The sequence below is a fragment of the Plantactinospora sp. WMMC1484 genome (genome assembly GCF_049315195.1).
Classification (GTDB): domain Bacteria; phylum Actinomycetota; class Actinomycetes; order Mycobacteriales; family Micromonosporaceae; genus Plantactinospora.
This window is the reverse complement of record NZ_CP186055.1, coordinates 6671115-6690838: the sequence shown is the minus strand read 5'-3', so window position 1 is coordinate 6690838 and position 19724 is coordinate 6671115. Positions and strand designations below refer to the sequence as shown.

General features: G+C 72.7%; 22 protein-coding genes. 7 read left to right on the top strand and 15 right to left on the bottom strand.

The window, feature by feature from the left end; all coding sequences use genetic code 11:
- The first annotated feature begins 170 nt into the window (after positions 1-170).
- The gene (galE, locus tag ACN28C_RS28685; RefSeq protein ID WP_422770628.1) at positions 171-1196 is read left to right on the top strand and encodes a UDP-glucose 4-epimerase GalE; all 1026 of its coding nucleotides are present in this window, start codon (positions 171-173) and stop codon (positions 1194-1196) included.
- A 46-nt stretch (positions 1197-1242) separates the two neighbouring features.
- On the opposite strand, the gene ACN28C_RS28680 is transcribed toward galE, so the two are convergent.
- Positions 1243-2562 (bottom strand): ribonuclease D, encoded by a 1320-nt coding sequence (locus ACN28C_RS28680; RefSeq protein WP_422770627.1) that lies wholly within the window; start codon positions 2560-2562, stop codon positions 1243-1245.
- Positions 2563-2769: 207 nt separating this feature from the next.
- Positions 2770-3342, bottom strand: a complete 573-nt coding sequence (locus tag ACN28C_RS28675) for a DUF3000 domain-containing protein (protein WP_421491674.1) — start codon at positions 3340-3342, stop codon at positions 2770-2772.
- A 135-nt stretch (positions 3343-3477) separates the two neighbouring features.
- Here ACN28C_RS28675 and hemE point away from each other — a divergent pair, with 135 nt between their 5' ends.
- From hemE to hemQ, 3 genes are read left to right on the top strand one after another with little or no spacing between them, the layout of a single operon-like run.
- Positions 3478-4560, top strand: coding sequence for a uroporphyrinogen decarboxylase (gene hemE / locus ACN28C_RS28670; RefSeq protein WP_422770626.1), 1083 nt, complete (start codon positions 3478-3480; stop codon positions 4558-4560).
- Between the two features lie 20 nt (positions 4561-4580).
- Positions 4581-6095 carry a protoporphyrinogen oxidase gene (gene hemG, locus ACN28C_RS28665; protein ID WP_422770625.1) on the top strand — a complete coding sequence of 505 codons (1515 nt, stop codon included), beginning with the start codon at positions 4581-4583 and terminating at the stop codon, positions 6093-6095.
- Entirely contained in the window at positions 6092-6814 is a 723-nt protein-coding gene (gene hemQ / locus ACN28C_RS28660) for a hydrogen peroxide-dependent heme synthase (protein ID WP_422770624.1), read from the top strand. The genes hemG and hemQ overlap by 4 nt, the downstream gene beginning before the upstream one ends.
- A 219-nt stretch (positions 6815-7033) precedes the next feature.
- Here the strand turns inward: hemQ and ACN28C_RS28655 are convergent, their stop codons facing one another.
- Genes ACN28C_RS28655 through msrB form a run of 3 tightly spaced genes read right to left on the bottom strand, consistent with a single transcriptional unit; the run spans position 7034 to position 8260 of the window.
- On the bottom strand, positions 7034-7516 hold the full coding sequence (locus ACN28C_RS28655) for a GNAT family N-acetyltransferase (RefSeq protein WP_422770623.1): 483 nt from the start codon (positions 7514-7516) through the stop codon (positions 7034-7036).
- Between the two features lie 18 nt (positions 7517-7534).
- A complete protein-coding gene (locus ACN28C_RS28650) occupies positions 7535-7795 on the bottom strand; it encodes a Prokaryotic metallothionein (protein WP_422770622.1) in 261 nt (86 codons plus the stop codon).
- A 36-nt stretch (positions 7796-7831) separates the two neighbouring features.
- Entirely contained in the window at positions 7832-8260 is a 429-nt protein-coding gene (gene msrB / locus ACN28C_RS28645) for a peptide-methionine (R)-S-oxide reductase MsrB (RefSeq protein ID WP_422770621.1), read from the bottom strand.
- 185 nt (positions 8261-8445) lie between these two features.
- Here msrB and ACN28C_RS28640 point away from each other — a divergent pair, with 185 nt between their 5' ends.
- Positions 8446-8925, top strand: coding sequence for a hypothetical protein (locus tag ACN28C_RS28640; protein ID WP_422770620.1), 480 nt, complete (start codon positions 8446-8448; stop codon positions 8923-8925).
- 86 nt (positions 8926-9011) lie between these two features.
- Positions 9012-10067, top strand: coding sequence for a non-homologous end-joining DNA ligase (gene ligD / locus ACN28C_RS28635; RefSeq protein ID WP_422770619.1), 1056 nt, complete (start codon positions 9012-9014; stop codon positions 10065-10067).
- 176 nt (positions 10068-10243) lie between these two features.
- Here ligD and ACN28C_RS28630 read toward each other — a convergent pair whose 3' ends face one another.
- The 7 genes from ACN28C_RS28630 to ACN28C_RS28600 all read right to left on the bottom strand — a co-directional run bounded on the left by ACN28C_RS28630 (position 10244) and on the right by ACN28C_RS28600 (position 16634).
- Positions 10244-10558: a hypothetical protein gene (locus ACN28C_RS28630; RefSeq protein ID WP_422770618.1), complete on the bottom strand. Its 315-nt coding sequence runs from the start codon at positions 10556-10558 to the stop codon at positions 10244-10246.
- Between the two features lie 476 nt (positions 10559-11034).
- Positions 11035-11607, bottom strand: coding sequence for a hypothetical protein (locus ACN28C_RS28625; protein ID WP_422770617.1), 573 nt, complete (start codon positions 11605-11607; stop codon positions 11035-11037).
- Complete coding sequence (locus ACN28C_RS28620; RefSeq protein ID WP_421491684.1) at positions 11604-11930, bottom strand: hypothetical protein; 327 nt, start codon at positions 11928-11930, stop codon at positions 11604-11606. Before ACN28C_RS28620 ends, ACN28C_RS28625 begins: the two co-directional genes overlap by 4 nt.
- An 85-nt stretch (positions 11931-12015) precedes the next feature.
- Complete coding sequence (locus tag ACN28C_RS28615) at positions 12016-13131, bottom strand: helix-turn-helix domain-containing protein (RefSeq protein WP_422770616.1); 1116 nt, start codon at positions 13129-13131, stop codon at positions 12016-12018.
- 173 nt (positions 13132-13304) lie between these two features.
- Complete coding sequence (locus tag ACN28C_RS28610; RefSeq protein ID WP_422774841.1) at positions 13305-13733, bottom strand: GNAT family N-acetyltransferase; 429 nt, start codon at positions 13731-13733, stop codon at positions 13305-13307.
- A 202-nt stretch (positions 13734-13935) separates the two neighbouring features.
- A complete protein-coding gene (locus ACN28C_RS28605; RefSeq protein ID WP_422770615.1) occupies positions 13936-15507 on the bottom strand; it encodes an alpha/beta hydrolase in 1572 nt (523 codons plus the stop codon).
- Positions 15508-15539: 32 nt separating this feature from the next.
- Entirely contained in the window at positions 15540-16634 is a 1095-nt protein-coding gene (locus tag ACN28C_RS28600; RefSeq protein WP_422770614.1) for an ATP-dependent DNA ligase, read from the bottom strand.
- 141 nt (positions 16635-16775) lie between these two features.
- On the opposite strand from ACN28C_RS28600, the gene ACN28C_RS28595 reads away from it, so the two are divergent.
- A complete protein-coding gene (locus tag ACN28C_RS28595) occupies positions 16776-17000 on the top strand; it encodes a hypothetical protein (protein ID WP_422770613.1) in 225 nt (74 codons plus the stop codon).
- A 31-nt stretch (positions 17001-17031) separates the two neighbouring features.
- On the opposite strand, the gene ACN28C_RS28590 is transcribed toward ACN28C_RS28595, so the two are convergent.
- The 3 genes from ACN28C_RS28590 to ACN28C_RS28580 form a co-directional block, all read right to left on the bottom strand.
- Positions 17032-17235, bottom strand: a complete 204-nt coding sequence (locus tag ACN28C_RS28590) for a hypothetical protein (protein WP_422770612.1) — start codon at positions 17233-17235, stop codon at positions 17032-17034.
- A 190-nt stretch (positions 17236-17425) separates the two neighbouring features.
- Positions 17426-18472 (bottom strand): glutathione S-transferase family protein, encoded by a 1047-nt coding sequence (locus tag ACN28C_RS28585; RefSeq protein ID WP_422770611.1) that lies wholly within the window; start codon positions 18470-18472, stop codon positions 17426-17428.
- 76 nt (positions 18473-18548) lie between these two features.
- A complete protein-coding gene (locus ACN28C_RS28580; protein WP_422770610.1) occupies positions 18549-19469 on the bottom strand; it encodes a DNA-3-methyladenine glycosylase family protein in 921 nt (306 codons plus the stop codon).
- Positions 19470-19724: the final 255 nt, after the last annotated feature.

Here is a 19724-nt window from a genome sequence, read left to right as displayed (position 1 = left end):
ACAGGGGCCGGGGTGGGCGGACACCTCGGATGCTACTAGCCAGTAACTAGTGCCGTTCGCACCCCCGGTGTGGCTCGGGCCACATATCGTCCGGCTGGGTGCCCGACAATCCCGCTATCGCCCGTTAAAGGCTGAGCAATGGTAAACCTCTCGATCGGTCCGGAGTCGGCGTGAAGGTGCTCGTGGCCGGCGGCGCCGGCTTCATCGGCAGCACCGTCGCGTCGGCCTGCCTCGACGAGGGCATCGAGCCGGTGATCCTGGACAGCCTCTGCACCGGCCGGGTCGAGTTCACCCGGGAGCGGGCCTTCTACTGCGGCGACATCGCCGACGCGGCGCTGCTCGACCGGATCTTCACCGAACATCCGGACATCGCCGCCGTGGTGCACGCGGCGGCGCTGATCGTGGTGCCCGAGTCGGTGAGCGAGCCGCTGCGCTACTACCGGGAGAATGTCGCCAAGTCGCTCGACTTTCTCGAACACGTGCTCCGGAACGGGGTCACCCGCTACGTCTTCAGCTCGTCGGCAGCGATCTACCGTGTCGGCGCCGACTTCTCGGTCGACGAGAACTCACCGATCGAGCCCGTCAGCCCGTACGCCCGGACCAAGGCGATGATGGAGAGCGTGCTCGCGGACACCGCCCGGGCCACCCCGCTGCGGGCGCTGTCGCTGCGCTACTTCAATCCGATCGGGGCCGATCCGCTGCTGCGTACCGGCCTCCAGGTGGTGCGGCCGACACACGCGCTGGGCAGGCTGATCGACGCCTGGAACGGCGGCGGAGAATTCTCGATCACCGGCACCGACTGGCCCACCCGGGACGGCTCCGGGATCCGGGACTACGTCCACGTCTGGGACCTGGCCCGGGCACACGTCCAGGCGCTGCGCCGGTTCGACGAGATCCTGCCGCCCGGCGGGGAGCGCGCGGTGGAGGCGGTCAATCTCGGCAGCGGGGACGGCATCACCGTGCGGGAGCTCGTCGCCGCCTTCGCGGCGACGGTCGGACCGGTACGCAGCCGCGAGGCGCCGCCCCGTCCCGGTGACGGACCCGGTTCTTTCACCCGGAGCACCCGGTCCCGCCTGCTGCTCGACTGGAAGCCGGAGTATTCCGTCGTCGACGGCATCCGGCATGCCGTGCAGTGGTGCCGGATCCGGGACGAACTGCTCGGCTCCGGGGGACACGAGCACGAACTGCTCGGGTGACCGGGCGCCTGCGGCGCCCGGTATGCCCGCGCCCCCGGTCGCCGACTCAGGCGGGCTCGGCCAGCGCTCCCGCGAGCTCCCCGGCGATCAGCTCGACCTGCCAGTTCCGGGCGCCGTAGCCGCGCAGGGTCTCGGCGACGATGTCCGGGGTGATCTCGTCCGGCGGGGTCCAGGCCAGCCGCCGGACCGAGTCCGGGGTGATCAGGTTCTCCGGCGGCAGGGTGTGCGCGGCGGCGATCCGGACGACCACCTCCCGGCACCGGGCCAACCGGGCCGCCGCCGCGGGATCCCGCTCGGCCCAGCGGTGCGGCGGGGGCGGACCCTCGACCGTCGGGCTCACCGGCAGCGCGTCGTCCGGCAGTTGCCGGGCGTCGGCGAGGGCGTCCAGCCAGGTCCGGACGAGCCGGCGTACCGACCGGCCGCCGAAGCCGGGCAGCATCAGCAGGCTCCGCTCGTCCTTCGGGTCCATCTCTGCGGCGGCGATGATCGCGGCGTCCGGGAGCACCCGGCCGGGAGCGGAGTCGCGGCGGGCGGCGATCTCGTCCCGGGCGTACCAGAGCGAGCGGACCCGGGCCTGCGCCCGCGCCCCACGCACCCGGTGGATGCCGGAGGTGCGCCGCCACGGGTCCGGCCGCTGCCGCAGCGGTTGGGCGCCCCAGGCGACCAGCGCCGCGAACTCCTCTGCCGCCCACTTCTGCTTGCCCTGCCGCTCCAGCTCGGCCGCGAGCGCGTCGCGAAGGTCGGTGAGCATCTCCACGTCGAGCGCGGCGTAGGTCAGCCAGGACTCCGGCAGCGGCCGGCTCGACCAGTCCGCCGCGGAATGGTGCTTCTCCAGGGTGAAGCCGAGGAGCTGCTCGGTCAGCGCGGCCAGGCCGACCCGCTCGAAGCCGGCCAGCCGGGCCGCCAGCTCGGTGTCGAAGAGCCGCCTCGGCCGCAGCCCGAGGTCGGCGAGGCAGGCGAGGTCCTGGCTGGCGGCGTGCAGCACCCATTCGGCGTCGGCGATCGCCTCGTCGAGGGTGCTCAGGTCGCCGAGCGGCAGCGGGTCGACCAGCGCGGTGCCGGCTCCGGCCCGGCGGAGCTGCACCAGGTAGGCCCGCTGGCTGTAGCGGTAGCCGGAGGCGCGCTCGGCGTCGACCGCGACGGGGCCGGTGCCGGCCGCGAACCGGGCCACCACGTCGGCCAGGCCGGCGGGTGTCTCGACGGGGATCGGGGTGCCGTCGCGAGGGGCGAGGAGCGGTACGGGCCCGCCGGGCGTTGGGTCGGGCCCCACTGTCTCGGGCTCCGGCGCGGGCGCCGGAAGGCTGTGCGGCTCGTCCCCTGCTCGGCGTTGCGCGGCCCGACGGCGCAGGGGTGGTTCGTCGGTCACCTGACAACCCTAGTCTCAGCCCCGATTCGGTTGGCGCAGCCGGCCCGGCGAGTCGGGTCGGCTGGGACATGCGGGGCCGCCGAAACGCTTGGGGCTGCTGGGTTCGACCGTCCCGCCTCGCCCCCGGCCGTCCACGTCCCGCCTCGCCCCCGGCCGTCCACGTCCCGCCTCGCCCCCGGCCGGACTCGGGCCGGACTCGGGCCGGACTCAGGCGGCGCCGGCCGGGCGGGAGTGCGGCAGCACGCTGACGCCGGGCGGCGGGAGCCCGGCGGTGGAGGCGAGCAGGGTGCACCAGGCCAGCAGGTGCGCCCGCAGGTCGTCGTCGATCGGAGTCCAGGAGGCGCGGATCTCGATGTCGCCGGCTGCCGGCGGGCCGGCCAGCTCGCCGAACCGGGTGGACATGGTCTGGGTCACCGTCCCACCGAGTGCCCGGTAGGCCGCGCCGCGCGCCTGGAGCGCGTCGGTCAGCCAGGTCCAGCCGACGCCGGGCAGCAGCGGGTCGGCGGCCAGGTCGATCTCCAGCTCGGCGGTGACGTAGGTGACCAGGCGCAGGGTACCCTCCCAGCCGTCGTGTCCGGCCGGGTCGTGCAGCAGGATGAGCCGGCCGGTGGCCACCTCCTCGCCGTCGCGGCTCACCGTGGCGCTCAACGCGAAGGCATACGGGGCCAGCCGCTGCGGGGCACCGACCTCTTCCAGCAGGATCTCCGCACGTGGCGTCGCCGACCGCAGCCCGGCCACCGCACGGGCGAAGGTCTCCGGCTGGACGATCGGCGAGGCCATATTCGCAGCCTAAGCCGATCGTCGGTGCTGTGGTGGGGCGCCGCGCCGGTCGGCCGGTGCCACAGCGCGTCTGGCGGGCCACAAAACCGGACGGTGGCCGTCGCCGGTGTCGCGGGCCGTGGCACGATTGCGCCGATGAGCACCACGACTGCGGGCACTCCGGCCCGGGACGACCAGCCGGCCCCGGGCGGCCCGGCCGATTCGCCGTTCGTCCGGGCCTGCCGGCGTGAGCCGGTGCCGTACACCCCGGTCTGGTTCATGCGGCAGGCCGGGCGTTCGCTGCCGGAATACCGTGCGGTACGGGCCGGGATCGGCATGCTGGAGTCCTGCCGCCGGCCGGAGCTGGTCGCCGAGATCACCCTCCAGCCGGTACGCCGGCACGGCGTCGACGCGGCGATCCTCTTCAGCGACATCGTCGTGCCGGTGGCGGCCGCCGGGGTGGAGCTGGACATCGTGCCCGGGACCGGTCCGGTGGTGGCCGAGCCGGTGCGCACCCTCGACGACGTCGACCGGATCCGGCCCATCGACCCCTCGGACGTCTCCTTTGTGGACAAGGCGGTCCGGCTGCTCGTCGCCGAGCTCGGTGCCACCCCGCTGATCGGCTTCGCCGGAGCGCCGTTCACGCTCGCCAGCTATCTCGTCGAGGGCGGCCCGTCCCGCAACCACGTCCGGACCAAGGCACTGATGCACGGCGCCCCCGACGTCTGGCACGCGCTGCTGGCCCGGCTGGCCGAGATCACCCTCGCCTTCCTCCGGGTGCAGGTCGCGGCCGGCGTCTCGGCGGTGCAGCTCTTCGACTCCTGGGCCGGGGCGCTCTCCGAGGCCGACTACCGCCGGTTCGTGTTGCCGCACTCGGCGGCGGTGCTGCGCGGGCTGGCCGACGCGGGCGTGCCACGCATCCACTTCGGGGTCGGCACCGCCGAGCTGCTCGGCGCGATGGGCGAGGCCGGTGCGGACGTGGTCGGGGTGGACTGGCGTACCCGGCTGGATGTGGCGACGGTGCGGGTCGGGCCGGAACGGGCCGTGCAGGGCAACCTGGACCCGGCCGTGCTCTTCGCCCCGTGGCCGGTGGTCGAGACCGAGGTGCGCCGGGCGCTCGGCGAGGGCGCCGCCGCACCCGGGCACGTCTTCAACCTGGGACACGGCGTACTCCCGGAGACCGATCCCGACGTGCTGACCCGGGTGGTCGCCCTGGTCCACGAGGCGTCCGAAAGCTGAGCGAAAGGCAGGCACGGGGGGTGACGGAGACGACACGGGCCGGCGGGCTGCGGATCGCCGTGCTGGGCGGCGGGATCACCGGGCTGGCCGCCGCCGTCCGGCTGCGGGACCGGCTTCCCGCCGACACGGAGATTCTGCTGTACGAGCGGTCCGGGGCGCTCGGCGGCAAGCTGCGTACCGGCTCGCTTGCCGGTTCGACTGTCGAGTTGGGCGCCGAGGCTTTCCTGGTGCGCGACCCGGCCGGCGGGGACTCGGCGGCGGTCGCGCTGGCCCGGCGGGTGGGGCTGGCCGACGCGCTGGTGCACCCGGCGACCGGCCGGGCCGCCCTGGCGATCGGTGGCGAGCTTCGGCCGATGCCCCCGGGCACCCTGGTCGGCGTACCCGGAGACCTGGCCGCGGTGGCGGCGGTGGCCCGGCCGGCGGCGGAGCGGGACACCGACGAGGGCCGTCCGCTGCTCGGCCCCGACGAGGATCCGACCGTCGGAGAGCTGGTCCGGCGCCGGCTCGGCGACGAGGTGGTCGACCGGCTCGTCGACCCGATGCTCGGCGGGGTGTACGCCGGCCGCGCCGACGAGCTGTCGCTGGCCGCGACGATGCCCGGGCTGGCCCGGGCGGCGCGCACCGAGCCGACCCTGACCGGGGCGGTTCGGGCGGCCCTGGCCGCCGCTCCCCGGCCGGCCGGCACCCCGGTCTTCGCCACCGTCGACGGCGGGATCGGCCGGCTGGTGGCCGCCGCCGCCGAGGCGGCCCGGGCCAGGATCCGGCTCGACGCGACCGTCCGGGAGCTGCTTCCCGCCGGGCACGGCTGGCGGCTGGTGATCGGCCCCACCCGCGATCCGGAACTGGTCGAGGTCGACGCCGTGCTGCTGGCGCTGCCGGCCCGGCCCGCCGCGCGGCTGCTCGGCGGCTTCGACGTCGCGGCCGGGGCGCTGGTCGGCAGGCTCGACTACGCCAGCGTGGCGCTGGTCAGTCTCGCCCTGCCCGGGCCCGCGGCAGCGGCGGGTCCGCTCGGCGGCGACCTGTCGCCGGCGCTGGCAGCGGGGGCTCCGGCTGCCGGCAGGGTCCCGGCGGCCGGCGGGATCCCGGCAGACCTCTCCGGCTTCCTGGTGCCGGCGAACGAGGGCACCCTGGTCAAGGCGGCCACCTTCTTCACCAGTAAGTGGGCCCACCTGCGCCGGCCGGACGGGACCGTCCTGCTGCGCGCGTCGGTCGGCCGGCACGGCGAGGAGCACCTGCTGCAACGTGCCGACGACGAGCTGGTCTCGGCGGTCCGTCAGGAGCTCTCGGAACTGCTCGGCGCCGGGCTGCCGGCGCCGGTCGACAGCTCCGTGCAGCGCTGGGGCGGCTCGCTGCCGCAGTACGCCCCGGGGCACCTGGACCGGGTGGCGGCGGCCCGGGCGGCGCTGCGGACCGCCCACCCCACCCTGACGCTCGCCGGTGCCGGCTACGACGGGGTGGGGATTCCGGTCTGCGTACGCTCCGGCGAGACCGCGGCCGAGGAGATCATCAAAGTGCTGGGAGTATCGACGGTATGACTGCGGAACAGACCGGTGGACGGGAACAGAGCAACGCGGCGCGGCTACGCGAGCTGAACGAGAGCATCCGCTACACCATGTGGTCGGTGTTCCGGGCGACCGCCCCGCTGCCGGAGGCCCGGGACCGGATCGCGGCCGAGATCGAGTCGCTCTTCGAGGAGCTGGCCGGCAAGGACGTGGTGGTACGCGGCAGCTACGACGTCTCCGGGCTGCGGGCCGACGCGGACGTGATGATCTGGTGGCACTCCTCCTCCAGCGACGCCCTGCAGGACGCGTACGCCCGGCTGCGCCGCACCACCCTCGGTCGGCAGTTGGCGCCGGTCTGGTCGCAGATGGCGCTGCACCGGCCGGCCGAGTTCAACAAGAGTCATGTGCCGGCGTTCCTGGCCGGCGAGGCGCCCCGGGGCTACGTCTGCGTCTACCCGTTCGTCCGCTCCTACGAGTGGTATCTGCTGCCCGACGCCGAGCGTCGGGAGATGCTGGCCGAGCACGGCGGGATGGCGCGCGGCTACCCGGACGTCCGGGCCAACACGGTCGCCTCGTTCGCGCTCGGCGACTACGAGTGGCTGCTCGCCTTCGAGGCCGACGAGCTGCACCGGATTGTCGACCTCATGCGCGACCTGCGCGCCTCTCGGGCGCGCCGGCACGTCCGCGAGGAGGTGCCGTTCTTCACCGGCCGGCGCCGTGGCATCGGCGAGCTGGTCAACGCCCTGCCGTAGCGGTCGGGTCCGGCGAGGTCGCGCCGGGCCGCCGCCGCGCGATCCGCCCGTCCACCGCACCCGCCCCGGACCGGCTCCCCGGTCCGGGGCGGGCTTGCGGGTGGGCTCGGGTGTGGAGGACTCCGGGCCGCACTCGCCGGTTTGGATGGTCAGGGGCCGGACACACATAGACTCTCATCTATATCTTTGTCCGGCAAGGGTCGCGGCGGTGGTTGGGTGCTAGGCGGGCTCGCGGCGCATCGGCACGTGCGGGATGCCGTCCTCGACGTACCCGGGGCCGCTGGGCGCGAAGCCGTAGCGGGCGTAGAAGCCGACCAGGTGGGCCTGGGCGTCCAGTACGCAGGGCCGGGCGCCGACCACGGTCAGTGCCTCGCTCATCAGCCGCCCGGCGTGCCCGCCGCCCCGGGCGTCCCGCGCCACCGCCACCCGGCCGATCCGCTCGACCCCGCCCGGGTCGGCGAGCAGCCGCAGGTACGCGACGGGTGCGCGGTCGCGGGCCAGCCAGAGGTGCCGGGTGCCCGGTTCGACGTCCCGGCCGTCGAGTTCGGGATAGGCACACTCCTGCTCCACCACGAAGACGTCGACCCGTAGCCTCAGCAGGTCGTGCAGGGTCCGGGTGTCGAGGTCGGCGAAGGACGCGACCCGGAACTCGACACGCTCCGAGGGAGCCGACTGGCGCGGTGGCGACTGCGAGGGGTGCATCCCGCGATGGTAGGCGGGTCAGGCGGGACGGGCGCCGACGGCGTCCCGGATCTCCGCTCCGCGCTCGCCCTCGACGGCGCGGGCGCAGTGCCCGCAGCAGAAGAAGCGGCCGGAGACCTCGACACCGTGGCCGAGGATCCGGATCCCGCAGTGTTCGCAGACCGGCGCGAGCTTGTGCGCGGCGCACTCGAACGAGTCGAAGGTGTGCACGTCCCCGCTCGTGGTGCGGACCTCGAACGCCAGCCAGTAGTCGTTCCCGCAGACCTCGCAGGTTGCCATGTCAAATTCCCCCCATTAGACACATCTGACCGAATTCTACGTGGCCGACGGGTCCAGGCGCATGGAGATGGAGTTGATGCAGTACCGGGCGTTGGTGGGCGTGAAGCCCTCGCCGTCGAAGCGGTGCCCGAGGTGCGAGTCGCAGGTGGCGCACCTCACCTCGATCCGGACCATGCCGAGCGAGCGGTCCTCCAGGTAGCGGATCGCACCGGGCAGCGCCTGGTCGAAGCTCGGCCAGCCGCAGTGTGAGTCGAACTTGGTGTCACTGGTGAAGAGTTCGGTGCCGCAGGCCCGGCAGCGGTAGACGCCCGGGGTCGTGGTGTCGACGTACTCGCCGGTCCAGGGGCGTTCCGTGCCCGCCTGGCGGAGCACCCGGAACTCCTCCGGAGTGAGCCGGACCCGCCACTCCTGCTCGCTGTCGGGCAGCCGGTTTCCCGCGTCGTCCCGGACATCGTTGTCAGTCATGCCTCTACGGTACGGCGCAGACCGCCGACCGGCGCAGCGGCGATGATCACCGGAAGCAGCGGCGCCGACAACGGGAAACAGCGGGGAACGGGCGACGAATCACCGGTTGGCGGGCGAGTCGTTGACAGGGCATGCGGGCGGCCACCGGGCCGGGCGGGGGTAGACGGCGCCGCCAGCACCCGCCGGTGCTGGCGGAGTTCCGGCTGAGCTGGCGGCAGGCGGTGGTACGCGGGCTGCGCTGGGGCGGGCTCGGCAGCGGTGCCGTGATAGTTCTCGTGAGCGCCCTGCCGGGGCAGCGGGAGCTCACCGAGCTGGCCTGGATCGCCGTGCTGGCACCGCTGCCGCTCGGCGTGTTGTGCGGTGCCGCCGACCGCGTCCTGGCCCGGACCCGGCTGGACGAGGCCGGGCTGCGGGGCCGGGCCTACGGGACGTACGCCTTCGTGCCGTGGCTGCGGGTGGCCGACATCCGGGCGGAGCGGCGCCGCGACCGTACCGTCGTCGCCGTCTATCTCACCGACGGCGGGATGCTCCGGCTGCACGCACCGTACGACGGTGGCCTCTTCGACCGGGACCCGAGGTTCGAGCAGAAGCTGGTGCTGATCTGCCAGGTCTGGGAGGCGCACCGGCACGGCAGCCGGGAACCGGAGGCGCGCTCCCTGTCCTGACCCGGGCCTGTCCTGACCCGGGCCTGTCCTGACCGGGGGTTCCGTGTCGGGTCACCGGCGTCGGACCGGTGGCATAGGGTCGGCGCATGGCTGGTGGCGGCGCTGGTGGCAGCGCGAAGGCGAAGCCCATCGAGGTCGAGGTGGCCGGGCACACCGTGCGGCTGAGCAGCCCGGACCGGGTCTACTTCCCCCGGCGCGGGTTCACCAAGAAGGACATGTTCGACTACTACCTCGCGGTCGGCGACGGGATCATGCGCGCCCTGGGCAACCGGCCGACGGCGTTGCAGCGCTTCCCCGAGGGCATCGAGGGGGAGATGTTCTACCAGAAGCGGGTGCCGGCCCGGGGCGTGCCGCCGTGGATCGAGACCGCGACGATCCAGTTTCCGAGCGGCCGGAGCGCCGACGAGCTCTGCCCGGCCGACCTCGCGCACGTCGCCTGGGCGGCCCAGATGGGCACGGTGGTCTTCCACCCCTGGCCGGTCCGGGGCAGCGACGTGGACCGCCCCGACGAGCTGCGCATCGACCTCGACCCGCAGCCGGGCACCGACTTCGCCGACGCGGTCGAGGCGGCCGGCGAGGTGCGCGGGCTCCTCGACGAGCTCGGCGCCACCGGCTGGCCGAAGACCTCCGGCGGCCGGGGCGTGCACGTCTACCTCCGGATCGCGCCGCGCTGGACCTTCACCGAGGTACGCCGGGCGGTGATCGCGTTCGCCCGGGAGGTCGAGCGGCGCCGCCCCGACCTGGTCACCACCGCGTGGTGGAAGGAGCAGCGAGGTGAGAAGGTCTTCGTCGACTACAACCAGATGGCCCGGGACCGCACCATCGCCTGTGCGTACTCGCTGCGGGCCAACGCCCGGGCCACCGTCTCCACCCCGGTCACCTGGGACGAGCTGCCCGACGTCGAGCCGGACGACTTCGACCTGAAGACCGTGCCGGAACGGATGGCCTCGATCGGTGACCCGCACGCCGGCATCGACGACGACCCGTGGGACATCACCCCGCTGCTGGAGTGGGCCGACCGGGACGACCGGGACGGCTCCGGCGATCTGCCCTACCCGCCCGACCACCCGAAGATGCCGGGCGAGCCGAAACGGGTGCAGCCCAGCCGCGCAAAGCGGTCCACCGGCGGAGACACCGAGTGACCGGCGACCGAGGGGTGCCGGACACGCGCGAGGTTGCCAGGCTCGGCGACGTCGTAACAGCGGCGGCAACCCCGGGGCCGTTCGGCCTCTGACCGCCGCGGCCGCCACAGCAGCGCGCCCCCGCTCTCTCCTCCCGGAGGAAGCGGGGGCGCTTCATCGCGTGCGGCGTTGGTTGGTCAGGCGTCTTGCAGCTCCCGCAGGTTTCGCTCGGTCGCCACGTACTGGGGCCAGTCGTCGGTGTGGCACTCGGCCGCGTGGAGCGCGGTGCGTAGGTGGACAAGCAGGGAGTTTGCGGCGCTCTCGAAGTCGGGTGCTTCGATGCTCGTGGCGAACTCCACGGTGCGTTCGGCGAGGCTGGCGGCCATCTGTATCTCGCCGTCGAGTCCGTCCAGGTGCTCCTGTACTGCGTCGAGGAACTCCTCGAACTGTTCGTCGGTGCCATGTGGGGTGCTTTCGAGCGTCATCTGGATCGCGATCCGATGCTGTCGCATGATCAGTCGTCCTCCTCCCAGCATGTAGCCCGCTTGAGCTGCCCGATCAAATCTCGCAAGTAGTTGGGGCTTGAGGGGGTGCATTTCACCGTTTTGATGTGTTTCGCAGAACAGGGGCAATACAGTTTGAGGTTACCTGGCCAGAAGATCGACTAACAGAAGTGGTCGATCACAGCCGCGTCAACGAGAACGTGCCCAGATCGCAGCATCGTAGAAAGCCTCGCCGGCAACCGCCGCCTCCCGTCATCAACGCGACAGACATTTAGGTGAAACATCCCATGCATCCCTGACTGGCCATGACAACCCATGTGCAGCCGACGGCGGCCCCCTCCGTCCCCTCTCAGGATGTGCCGACCATGTTCGGCGGTCGGAGGGTGGCCACGCAGACACCGGCAGCGTGCCCGACGCCGTTGCCGTCACGCCACGACAGACGGCCGGACTGTGGACAACCGGACGCCCTGTGGACAGCCGCCTGATCAAGAGTTCGCTGTGGTAGGCCCCGACCCGCCGCGCATCTCGCGGGCGATCCGTTCCACCTCGTCGAGGGTCTTCGGGCCGGACGGCCACCGGCCCGCCACGTCGTCGAAGATCACCGGTACCGCCGCGTCCTCGGCCGGACATCCGGTCGGTGTGCACTGTGGGCAGCCGTACCCCTGGTGCTGCCGCACCACCCGCCGCGCCTCGGCCAGGTCCGGGGTGAGGACGTCGACGGCGGTCCGGCGCCCCGCCGTCCGCTCTCCGGTGACGTGCAGCCAGGCGGTCGCGATCTCCAGCGGCTCGCACTCCTCCAGCAGGCACGGGGAGCAGAGCCGGTCGTCGTCCGGTGCGTGCACGTCGGCGATCCGGCGGGCGGCGGTGGTGATCGCGGCGTACAGGGTCGGGTCGATCGGCTCACCGGCGAACGCGACGACCTTGACGGCGGTCTCCAGCAGCCAGCAGCGCCGTTCCCGGCACTGGGTGCAGGGTGCGGGCGGATCGGTGGCGTGGCCGAGGACGATCCGCTGTGCGGTGTCGATCGCGAGTCCGGGTGGTCCGTCGGTGGGGTTCACACCAGCCGCCCGAGGCCGACCCGGATCGTGCCGGTGTCCGCCCGGTCGACGCGGCGGCGGACGGCGGCGAGCAGACGAAGGCACCCGCCGCGCGGTGCGCACTCGGTGCACCGGCCGCCGTCCTGGTGCTGTTCCTCGATCCGGCGATCCGCCTGCCACCGGTCCATGAGATCCACTGTCGCGTCACCTCCTGGGTCGTGGCGCCCCGGAAACCAGTCGCGGAGCGCCACTCTCAACCTGATCCGGTGACCGGTCCGGAGCGTCCGGGGGACGAAGCTCCGGACCGGCCGGGGCGCCGCGACCCGGATGGCGACGATCCACACAGGCCGAACTCCCCGTGGTCAGCGTCGCTGCCGGCGGTCGATCGGCGGAATCCCTGCGCTGTCTGCCGCGTGTCCGCGGACAAGCTCAGTCGTCGAGGGCGCGCTCGACCTCTGCGACGTCCCGGGACAGTCGCGTGGCACCCGTCGCGTCCGCGATGGACCGGGCCTCACCGATCCGACTACGCGCCACATCCGCTTCTCCAGAGGCTGCATGGGCGCTGGCGAGTTGGACCACGTACCAGCCGATCCAATCGGATTGCCGGACCTCCGCCGGCAGCCGGTCCAGGCCGCCCGACAGCAACTCGGCAGCCCGGTCAGACCGGCCCAGGTAGTGCTGCGCCAAGCCGCGCTGAAGCTGGAAGAACGTCGGATCGTAGAAGTACATCCAGTCGGGCTCTGCCTCGGGATGGTCCGTCGCCCGTACGGCCAATTCCTCTGCCCGGTCGAGACCGTCCTCGGCGGCGCGGGCATCCTCCAACAGAGCCAACCCGCGGGCTTCCTGTTGCACGGCGAGAGCGCGGACGCCGAGGCTGGCCGGCTGCCAGGCCGCCGCACGGGAATGCCCGACCATCGCGGGGAACTGTCCCCGCACCCAGGCGAGATGCCCGCGCATCGACAGGATGGTGGCCAGCAGATGGGGGTTTCCCGCCTCGGTCGCCCACTCCAGTCCCCGCTGATACCAGGCGCGGCCCTGGTCGTGCTCGCCGGTCGTCGTGCACAGCCACCCGGCGAAGTGGGCCCACTGACCCGCCGTGTCGATCAGGGGGCGCCACGTCTCATCTTGCCGGGCGCCGTTCACCATCGCCTCGATGAGACGTAGCTGCGCCAGCACGGGGGCGACCATGGCCGATGACCCGACGGCATCCTCCAGACGTCGCTGGTGAGCCAGTACAGCGGCGAGAGATTCCACGGTGGCGGCATCCACCCGCCCGCTACGCGCTGCGTACTGGAGTCGATCGGCTTCCCCGGAACCGAAGGGAAGCTCCTCCCGGACCATGGCGGCTAGAGCACCGTCAGCGCCGAGAACCTCGTCAAGCCGCTCGGCGGTCTCCCTGGTCGGTCGCTTCCGGCCGTGTTCGAAGTCGGCTAGGTGACTCCGGCTCGACAGCACCAACGGCGCGAGGGCACGCAGCGTCAGTCCGCGCTGTTGACGCAGGGTGCGTAGCAGGATCGGAAAGCGTGGATCGACGATCCGGGGCATGGTGATTGGCCTTCCCAGGTTACGGCTGGGGTGGCGACGGCCTGGGCCGTAACCCCGGACCGCCACTTTCGACGGTACCCGAGCTGCCGCCGCTGGTCCGCGACCCGGCCGCCGAGCTCGCACCAGGCGGATGGACGCGACTACTGAGCCTCCTCTTCTGCCGGCGGCCTGCGTCAGAGCGTCAGCTTCATGCCCTCGTGACTGGCCTCGAAGCCCAGCGAGGCATAGAACCGGTGCGCGTCCGTACGCCGCTTGTCGGTGGTCAGCTGGACCAGCCGGCAGCCGCGTTCCCGGGCCCGGTCCACCGCCCAGGCCATCATCCGCCGGCCAATGCCACCGCCGCGCCGGTCGGCGCGGACCCGGACCGCCTCGATCTGCATCCGTTCGGCGCCGCGTCGGCTGACCGAGGGGATGAAGGTGAGCTGCATCGTGCCGACCGCCTCGCCGTCGAGTTCGGCGACGATCAGCTCGTTGCGCGGATCGGCGTCGACCGCCTCGAAGCCGGCCCAGTAGGCGGCGTCGACCTCCTCACCCGTCGGCTCCGTCGGCTCTGCCGCCTCTGCCGCCTCCCGGCTGGCGGTCACCTCGTCGTCGAGCAGCATCGTGACGATGGCCGGGACGTCCGCCCGGCGCGCGCTCCGGAAGATCAGCTCACTCACCGGCCCAGCCTGGCACACCGGCCCTCCGCACGGGCTCGCCGCTCCAGGCGTCCGATGCGCACACTGTCGAGCTGCCCCGCTTGTGCGCCCGCCTGGAGTCACCCGCTGGTCGCAGTCCGCCTGCGGGCGGGTGGGCGGTGTCGGGTCAGCGGGCCGGGCAGGTGGTGCCGGCGCTCGGCGGCTTCAGCTCGATCAGGTACTCGTCGACCGCGTCGGTGATGCAGCGGGTCTGCGGATACGCCGTGTGTCCCTCGCCCCGCCAGGTCAGCACGACACCGACGCCGAGCATCCCGGCCAGCTTCGGCGTCTGCTCGTACGGGGTGGCCGGGTCGCCGGTGGTGCCGACGACCACGATCGGCGGCGCGCCGGTGGCGGGTCCGGTGGGGTAGGGATCCCGCTGCGCGGGCCAGAACTCGCAGCTCAGCATCCCTACCGCGAGCGGGGCGCCGAAGAGGGGATACTTCGTGCGCCACTCCGTCTGCAACGACCGGATCCGGTCGACGCCGACCCGGTTCTCCTCGTCGGCACAGTTGACCGCGAGGTTGGCGTCGAAGAGGTTGGTGTAGTGGCCGTCCTCGCCCCGCTCGGCGTACGAGTCGGCGAGTTCGAAGACCTCCTCCGGATCACCCTTGGCGAGCGAGTCGATCGCGGCGGCGAGCTTCTGCCAGCCGGCCTCGGTGTAGAGCGAGGAGATGACCGCGTAGAAGATCCAGCCGGCGGTCGCCTCCCGGCCGCCGTCGCCGCGTACCGGGGAGACCCGGGCCTTCTCCAGCGCGTCGGTCACCGCACCCCGCGCGTCCGGGGCGACCGGGCATCGGCCGGGAGTGTCGGCACACCAGGTGGTGAAGTTGGTGAAGGCCCGCTCGAAGCCCCTGGCCTGGCTCTCCGAGCCGGCCACGATGTCCTGCTCCGGGTCGACCGCACCGTCGAGCACCAGCGCCCGGACGTTGCGCGGGAAGAGCTGCGCATAGGTGGCGCCGAGCAGGGTGCCGTAGGAGTAGCCGAGGTAGCTGAGCTTCTCGTCGCCGACGGCGGCGCGGATCGCGTCCATGTCGTGCGCGGCCTGCTCGGTGGAGAAGAGCCGCAGCCGCTCGCCGTACTTGGCGCCGCAGGCGTCGCCGATCGTGCGGTTCAGCGCTATCAGCTCGTCGAACTCCGCCTGGTCGTCCGGGTCGGGCTCGAAGCCGAAGGCGCGGTCCAGGTCGGCGTCGGAGACGCACTTGACCGGGGAGGAGCGGGAGACGCCCCGGGGGTCGAAGCCGATGATGTCGAAGCGCCGGGTGACCTCGTCGGGCAGGCCGCCGAAGCTGGACCCGAACGAGAGGTAGACCGCCGCGTCGACGCCGGAACCGCCCGGCCCGCCCGGGTTGACCAGCAGCGAGCCGATCCGGTCCCGCTGCTTGCTGGACCGGATCCGCAGCAGGGAGATCTCCAGCTTTCCGCCACCGGCACCGGCCGCGCCGGCCGTGGCCCAGTCATCGGGTACGGAGATGGTGGCGCACTCGTACCGCATGTTCGGCGCGGTCCGGCCGACGAGTTCGCGCGGCACCTCCGGGCAGGGTTGCCAGTCCGCGCCGGTGGCGTTTGCCGGCGCCCCGGCGCCGCCAGGCTCGTCCTCGGCGTCCGGCCGGAACAGCGGAATGGTGCAGCCGGCGGTGAGCACCACGACGGCCAGGAAGCCGGCGAGGGCCAGCCGGCGAGGGTGGGAGCGGGCCAAGGGAATCCTCCGTGATCGTATCGATCGACAGGCTACGCGCCGGAGGCGAGCGGATCGCCCCGGAGCACCTGGTCGACGTCGAACCGGACTGGGCGGTCGAGCTGGTCGTACCCGCAGGAGGCCGGGTCCCGGTCGGGCCGCCAGCGGACGAACTGGGCGGTGTGCCGGAACCGGTCGCCCTCCATCGCGTCGTAGCCGACCTCGACCACCAGCTCCGGCCGGAGCGGCACCCACTCCAGGCTCTTGGTGCCGGACCACCGGCTCGGCCCGCCCGGGATGCGCTGCCCGCCGCTGTGGTCGCCGTGCGCCCACGGGTGGTCGGTCACCCCTTCACGGTAGGGCGCCAGCTCGTCCAGCAGCTCGGCCCGGCGGGCGGCGCTGAACGACGCCGAGACGCCGACGTGGTGCAGGGTGCCGCTGTCGTCGTAGAGGCCGAGCAGCAGCGAGCCGACCACCGGGCCGGACTTGTGCCAGCGGAACCCGGCGACCACGACGTCGGCCGTCCGGGTGTGCTTGACCTTGAACATGAGCCGCTTCCCCGGCTCGTACGGGATGTCGGCGGGCTTGGCGATCAACCCGTCCAGCCCGGCCCCCTCGAAGATCTCGAACCAGCGGCTCGCCGTCTCCGGGTCGGTGGTGGTCTGGGTGAGGTGCACCGGTGGGACGACCCCGCGCAGCTCGTCGGCGAGCCTGGCCCGGCGCCGCTGGTAGGGCAGGTCGAGCAGCGACTCGTCGCCGACGGCCAGCAGGTCGAAGGCGACCAGATCGGCCGGGGTGGTCTCGGCCAGCATGGTGACCCGGGACGCGGCCGGGTGGATGCGCTGGCTGAGCAACTCGAAGTCGAGCCGGGGGCCACCGTCCGGGCCGTCCCGGCGGATCACCACCAGCTCGCCGTCGACCGCGCACCGGGCCGGCAGTTGTGCCCGGGCCTGGGCGACGACCTCGGGGAAATAGCGGGTCAGCGTCTTGCCGCCCCGGCTGGCCAGCTCGACCTCGTCGCCGTCCCGGAACACGATGCAGCGGAAGCCGTCCCACTTCGGCTCGTAGCTCATCCCGGGCGCGGTGGGAATCCTCGGCACGCTCCTGGCCAGCATCGGCTCGACCGGCGGGTTGATCGGCAGCTCCACCCGGCCAAGTCAACCAGATGGGCGACGTACCGGGGTGCCCTGCGGAGCAGAAGCGCGGCACGCCCGCCCCACCGGCCCCACCCGTCCCGTGCCGGGTACCGCGCTCGGAACGTTTGCGCTGGTCAGGGCTATCTTCTCGGGATGCGGGGCTGGGTGTGCGCCTGCTGCGGCCGGTGGCAGGTGAGTGTCGAGCGGGTCGGCGGGAGGTATCTCTACCGGCTGGCGTACCGCTATCGCCGGGATGTCGGCGGGGTGGACGTCGTCGGTGAGGTGGACACGATCGCGGCGCTGGAGCGGCTGCTGCTGGCCCGTACTCCGGTGACCCTGGCCGACCTGCATGAACGTCCGGCCGGCCGGGCCTCGTGAACCGAATCTGGTTACCGGAGTCGGCGCAGAGCTAGAGCCTCTTCGCGATCTCGGCCAGGACGTCGGCCGGCACCTCCACCGCGGTTTCGTGCGCGGGGATGTCGAGCTGGGCCAGGGCCTCGGGGTCGGAGACCCGCCACCCCTGCACGATGAAGGTGTCCCGGTCCGTGCGGTACAGCGACGGGCAGTTGTTGACCTGGCTCTGCGCGGTCTTCCGAATGAACGTCAGCTTCACTATAAGGGCCTTTCGCTCCATTTATGCCGCTTTGGGCCGGATGCCCCAGCGGTCTGCGTTGCATTATGCGGCTATTCGGGACGTTCGGGCACGGACCACCGCACCGTCGTGGCATGAATCTAGGTGAATGGCCGTTTCATCTCACGCCCGAGGGACGGTCGCGGTCGGGCCCGGCCCTGGACGGGCAGCCTCAGGCGGCCGGCAGCGGGGTGTGCCCGGCGGGGACGACCTCGCCGGCACGTGGTGGTGGCGGCGGGCTGCCGGCGCCGAAGGGGCGGCCACCCAGCGCCTCACGGCCGTGCGGCTCGAGCCAGTTCGACAGATCCGGCCCGAGCGGCACGATCCCGGTCGGGTTGATGTCCCGGTGCACCTCGTAGTAGTGCCGCTTGATGTGGTCGAAGTCGATCGTGTCGCCGAATCCCGGCGTGCTGAAGAGGTCCCGGGCATAGGCCCAGAGCACCGGTTGCTCGGTCAGCTTCTGCCGGTTGCACTTGAAGTGACCGTGATAGACCGCGTCGAACCTGACCAGCGTGGTGAAGAGCCGCACGTCCGCCTCGGTGATGGTGTCACCGACCAGGTAGCGCTGGGTCGACAGCCGGGCCGAGAGCCAGTCCAGCCGGTCGAAGAGCCGTTGGTACGCCTTTGCGTACGCCTCCTGACTGCCGGCGAAGCCGCACCGGTAGACGCCGTTGTTGACGTCGGCGAAGACGACCCCGTTCACCTCGTCGATCTCGGCGCGCAGCGGCTCCGGATACAGGTCCGGGGCGCCGTCCCGGTGGTACGCCCGCCACTGCGTCGACAGGTCGAGGGTGATCTGGGCGTAGTCGTTGGTCACCACCTGCCCGGTCGGCACGTCGACGATCGCCGGCACGGTGATTCCGCGCTCGTACCCCGGGAAGCGGGCGAAGTAGGCCTCCTGGATCCGCTCGATGCCGAGCACCGGGTCACGGCCGCCCGGGTCGAGGTCGAACGTCCAGCTCCGGGCGTCGTGGGTCGGCCCGGTGACACCCATGGAGAGCACGTCCTCCAGGCCGAGCAGCCGGCGGATGATGATCGCCCGGTTGGCCCACGGGCAGGCCCGGCTCACCACCAGGCGGTACCGGCCGGGCTCCACCGGATAGCCGTCCCGCCCGTCGGCGGTGATCCGGGTGGCGATGTAGCGCTGGTCCCGGGTGAACTCCCCACCCTGGCTGACGTAGCTGCCCTCGGTGGTGCTGCCCTCTGCGGTGTTCGACATTCCGCTATCGTTCCCCAAACCTCCGCCGGATCCACACCCCTCCGGGGTCACCGGCTACCCGGATCACACCGGAGGCTCAGAAACGGGCGAAGGAGCGGATCGGCATCCGGGGGCCGAACCGGGGCGCGTGGTGGCCACCGGCCTCCAGCAGCAGGCAGACCCGGCCCCGGTGGCCCCGGAACGGCTCCAGCAGGGCCAGCATCCGGGCGTCGTCGCCGCGTGCCTCGCCAGCCAGGGCCCAGGCGACCATGTGGGGGATGTGGTAGTCGCCGACACTCACGGCGTCCGGGTCACCGAAGGCGAACCGGACCACCTCGGCGGCGGTCCAGGGGCCGATCCCGGCGATGGCGGTGAGCCGACGGGTCGCCTCCGCCGGATCGGCGCACCGCTCCAGCCGGTCCGCCTCGGCGGCCGCCCGGCGCAGCGTCTCGGCGCGCCGCTGCTCCACCCCGAACGGATGGAACACCCAGTACGGCGTGTCGGCTATCGCCGCCGGATCCGGCGGGGCCCAGAGGTTCGGCAGCGGACCGGGGGCGGGGACGCCGAACCGGCGCACCGTCGAGGCGTACGCCATGAACGCCTCCTTGCCGGTGACCTTCTGCTCCAGGATCGCCCGGAGGAGCCGGGGGAAGAGCTGCCCGGTGGCGGGTAACCGGAGCCCGCGGTGCGTACGCGCCAGCCGGGCCACCAGCGGGTGCCCGCCGGCGAGGCGGTCGAAGCCGGTGAGATCGTCGTGGAGCCCGGCCACGGCGTCGGCCCGGTCGACCACCCAGCCGGCACCCGGCCCGTAACCCTCGGCGGTCAGTTCACCGCCGAGCCGGCGCAGCGCCAGGGTCCCGGGACCGGCCGGAGTCCGGGTCGCCCACCAGAACGTCCCGGCGACGAACCGGGCGCACGGGTCGTGCGCCCCCATCGCCAGCGAGCCGAGGGAAGCGCCGAGATGGTAGTGCTCCGGTGGGCGCAGCACCCGGCGTGCCGCCGGCTCGGTGTCGGTCACCCGGACACTCTGCCACGCGGGCGGGACCGTGCCGGAGCGGCGGCCCGGCACGGCTCCTGGATGGGCGCCCGCCTCCGTCCCAGCCACCGCGACGGCGGGAACCAGCCGATGATCCGGTCACCGGCCTCGAGCCAGGGGCAGGACGACGGAACGGGGCAGGACGACGGAACGGGGCAGGACCACGGAACAGGGCAGGACCACGGAACAGGGCAGGACCACGGAACAGGACGGCACCGGAACGCCCGTGCGCGTTCC

Coding starts and splice junctions, on each gene's coding strand:
- ACN28C_RS28650 (WP_422770622.1), bottom strand. CDS start 7,795: ATGGCAACCTGCGAGGTCTGCGGGAACGACTACTGGCTGGCGTTCGAG.
- hemE (WP_422770626.1), top strand. CDS start 3,478: ATGAGCACCACGACTGCGGGCACTCCGGCCCGGGACGACCAGCCGGCC.
- ACN28C_RS28585 (WP_422770611.1), bottom strand. CDS start 18,472: ATGTCGAACACCGCAGAGGGCAGCACCACCGAGGGCAGCTACGTCAGC.
- msrB (WP_422770621.1), bottom strand. CDS start 8,260: ATGACTGACAACGATGTCCGGGACGACGCGGGAAACCGGCTGCCCGAC.
- ACN28C_RS28655 (WP_422770623.1), bottom strand. CDS start 7,516: ATGCACCCCTCGCAGTCGCCACCGCGCCAGTCGGCTCCCTCGGAGCGT.
- ACN28C_RS28615 (WP_422770616.1), bottom strand. CDS start 13,131: ATGCCCCGGATCGTCGATCCACGCTTTCCGATCCTGCTACGCACCCTG.
- hemQ (WP_422770624.1), top strand. CDS start 6,092: ATGACTGCGGAACAGACCGGTGGACGGGAACAGAGCAACGCGGCGCGG.
- ACN28C_RS28595 (WP_422770613.1), top strand. CDS start 16,776: ATGCGGGGCTGGGTGTGCGCCTGCTGCGGCCGGTGGCAGGTGAGTGTC.
- ACN28C_RS28675 (WP_421491674.1), bottom strand. CDS start 3,342: ATGGCCTCGCCGATCGTCCAGCCGGAGACCTTCGCCCGTGCGGTGGCC.
- ACN28C_RS28610 (WP_422774841.1), bottom strand. CDS start 13,733: ATGCTGCTCGACGACGAGGTGACCGCCAGCCGGGAGGCGGCAGAGGCG.
- ligD (WP_422770619.1), top strand. CDS start 9,012: ATGGCTGGTGGCGGCGCTGGTGGCAGCGCGAAGGCGAAGCCCATCGAG.
- ACN28C_RS28630 (WP_422770618.1), bottom strand. CDS start 10,558: ATGCGACAGCATCGGATCGCGATCCAGATGACGCTCGAAAGCACCCCA.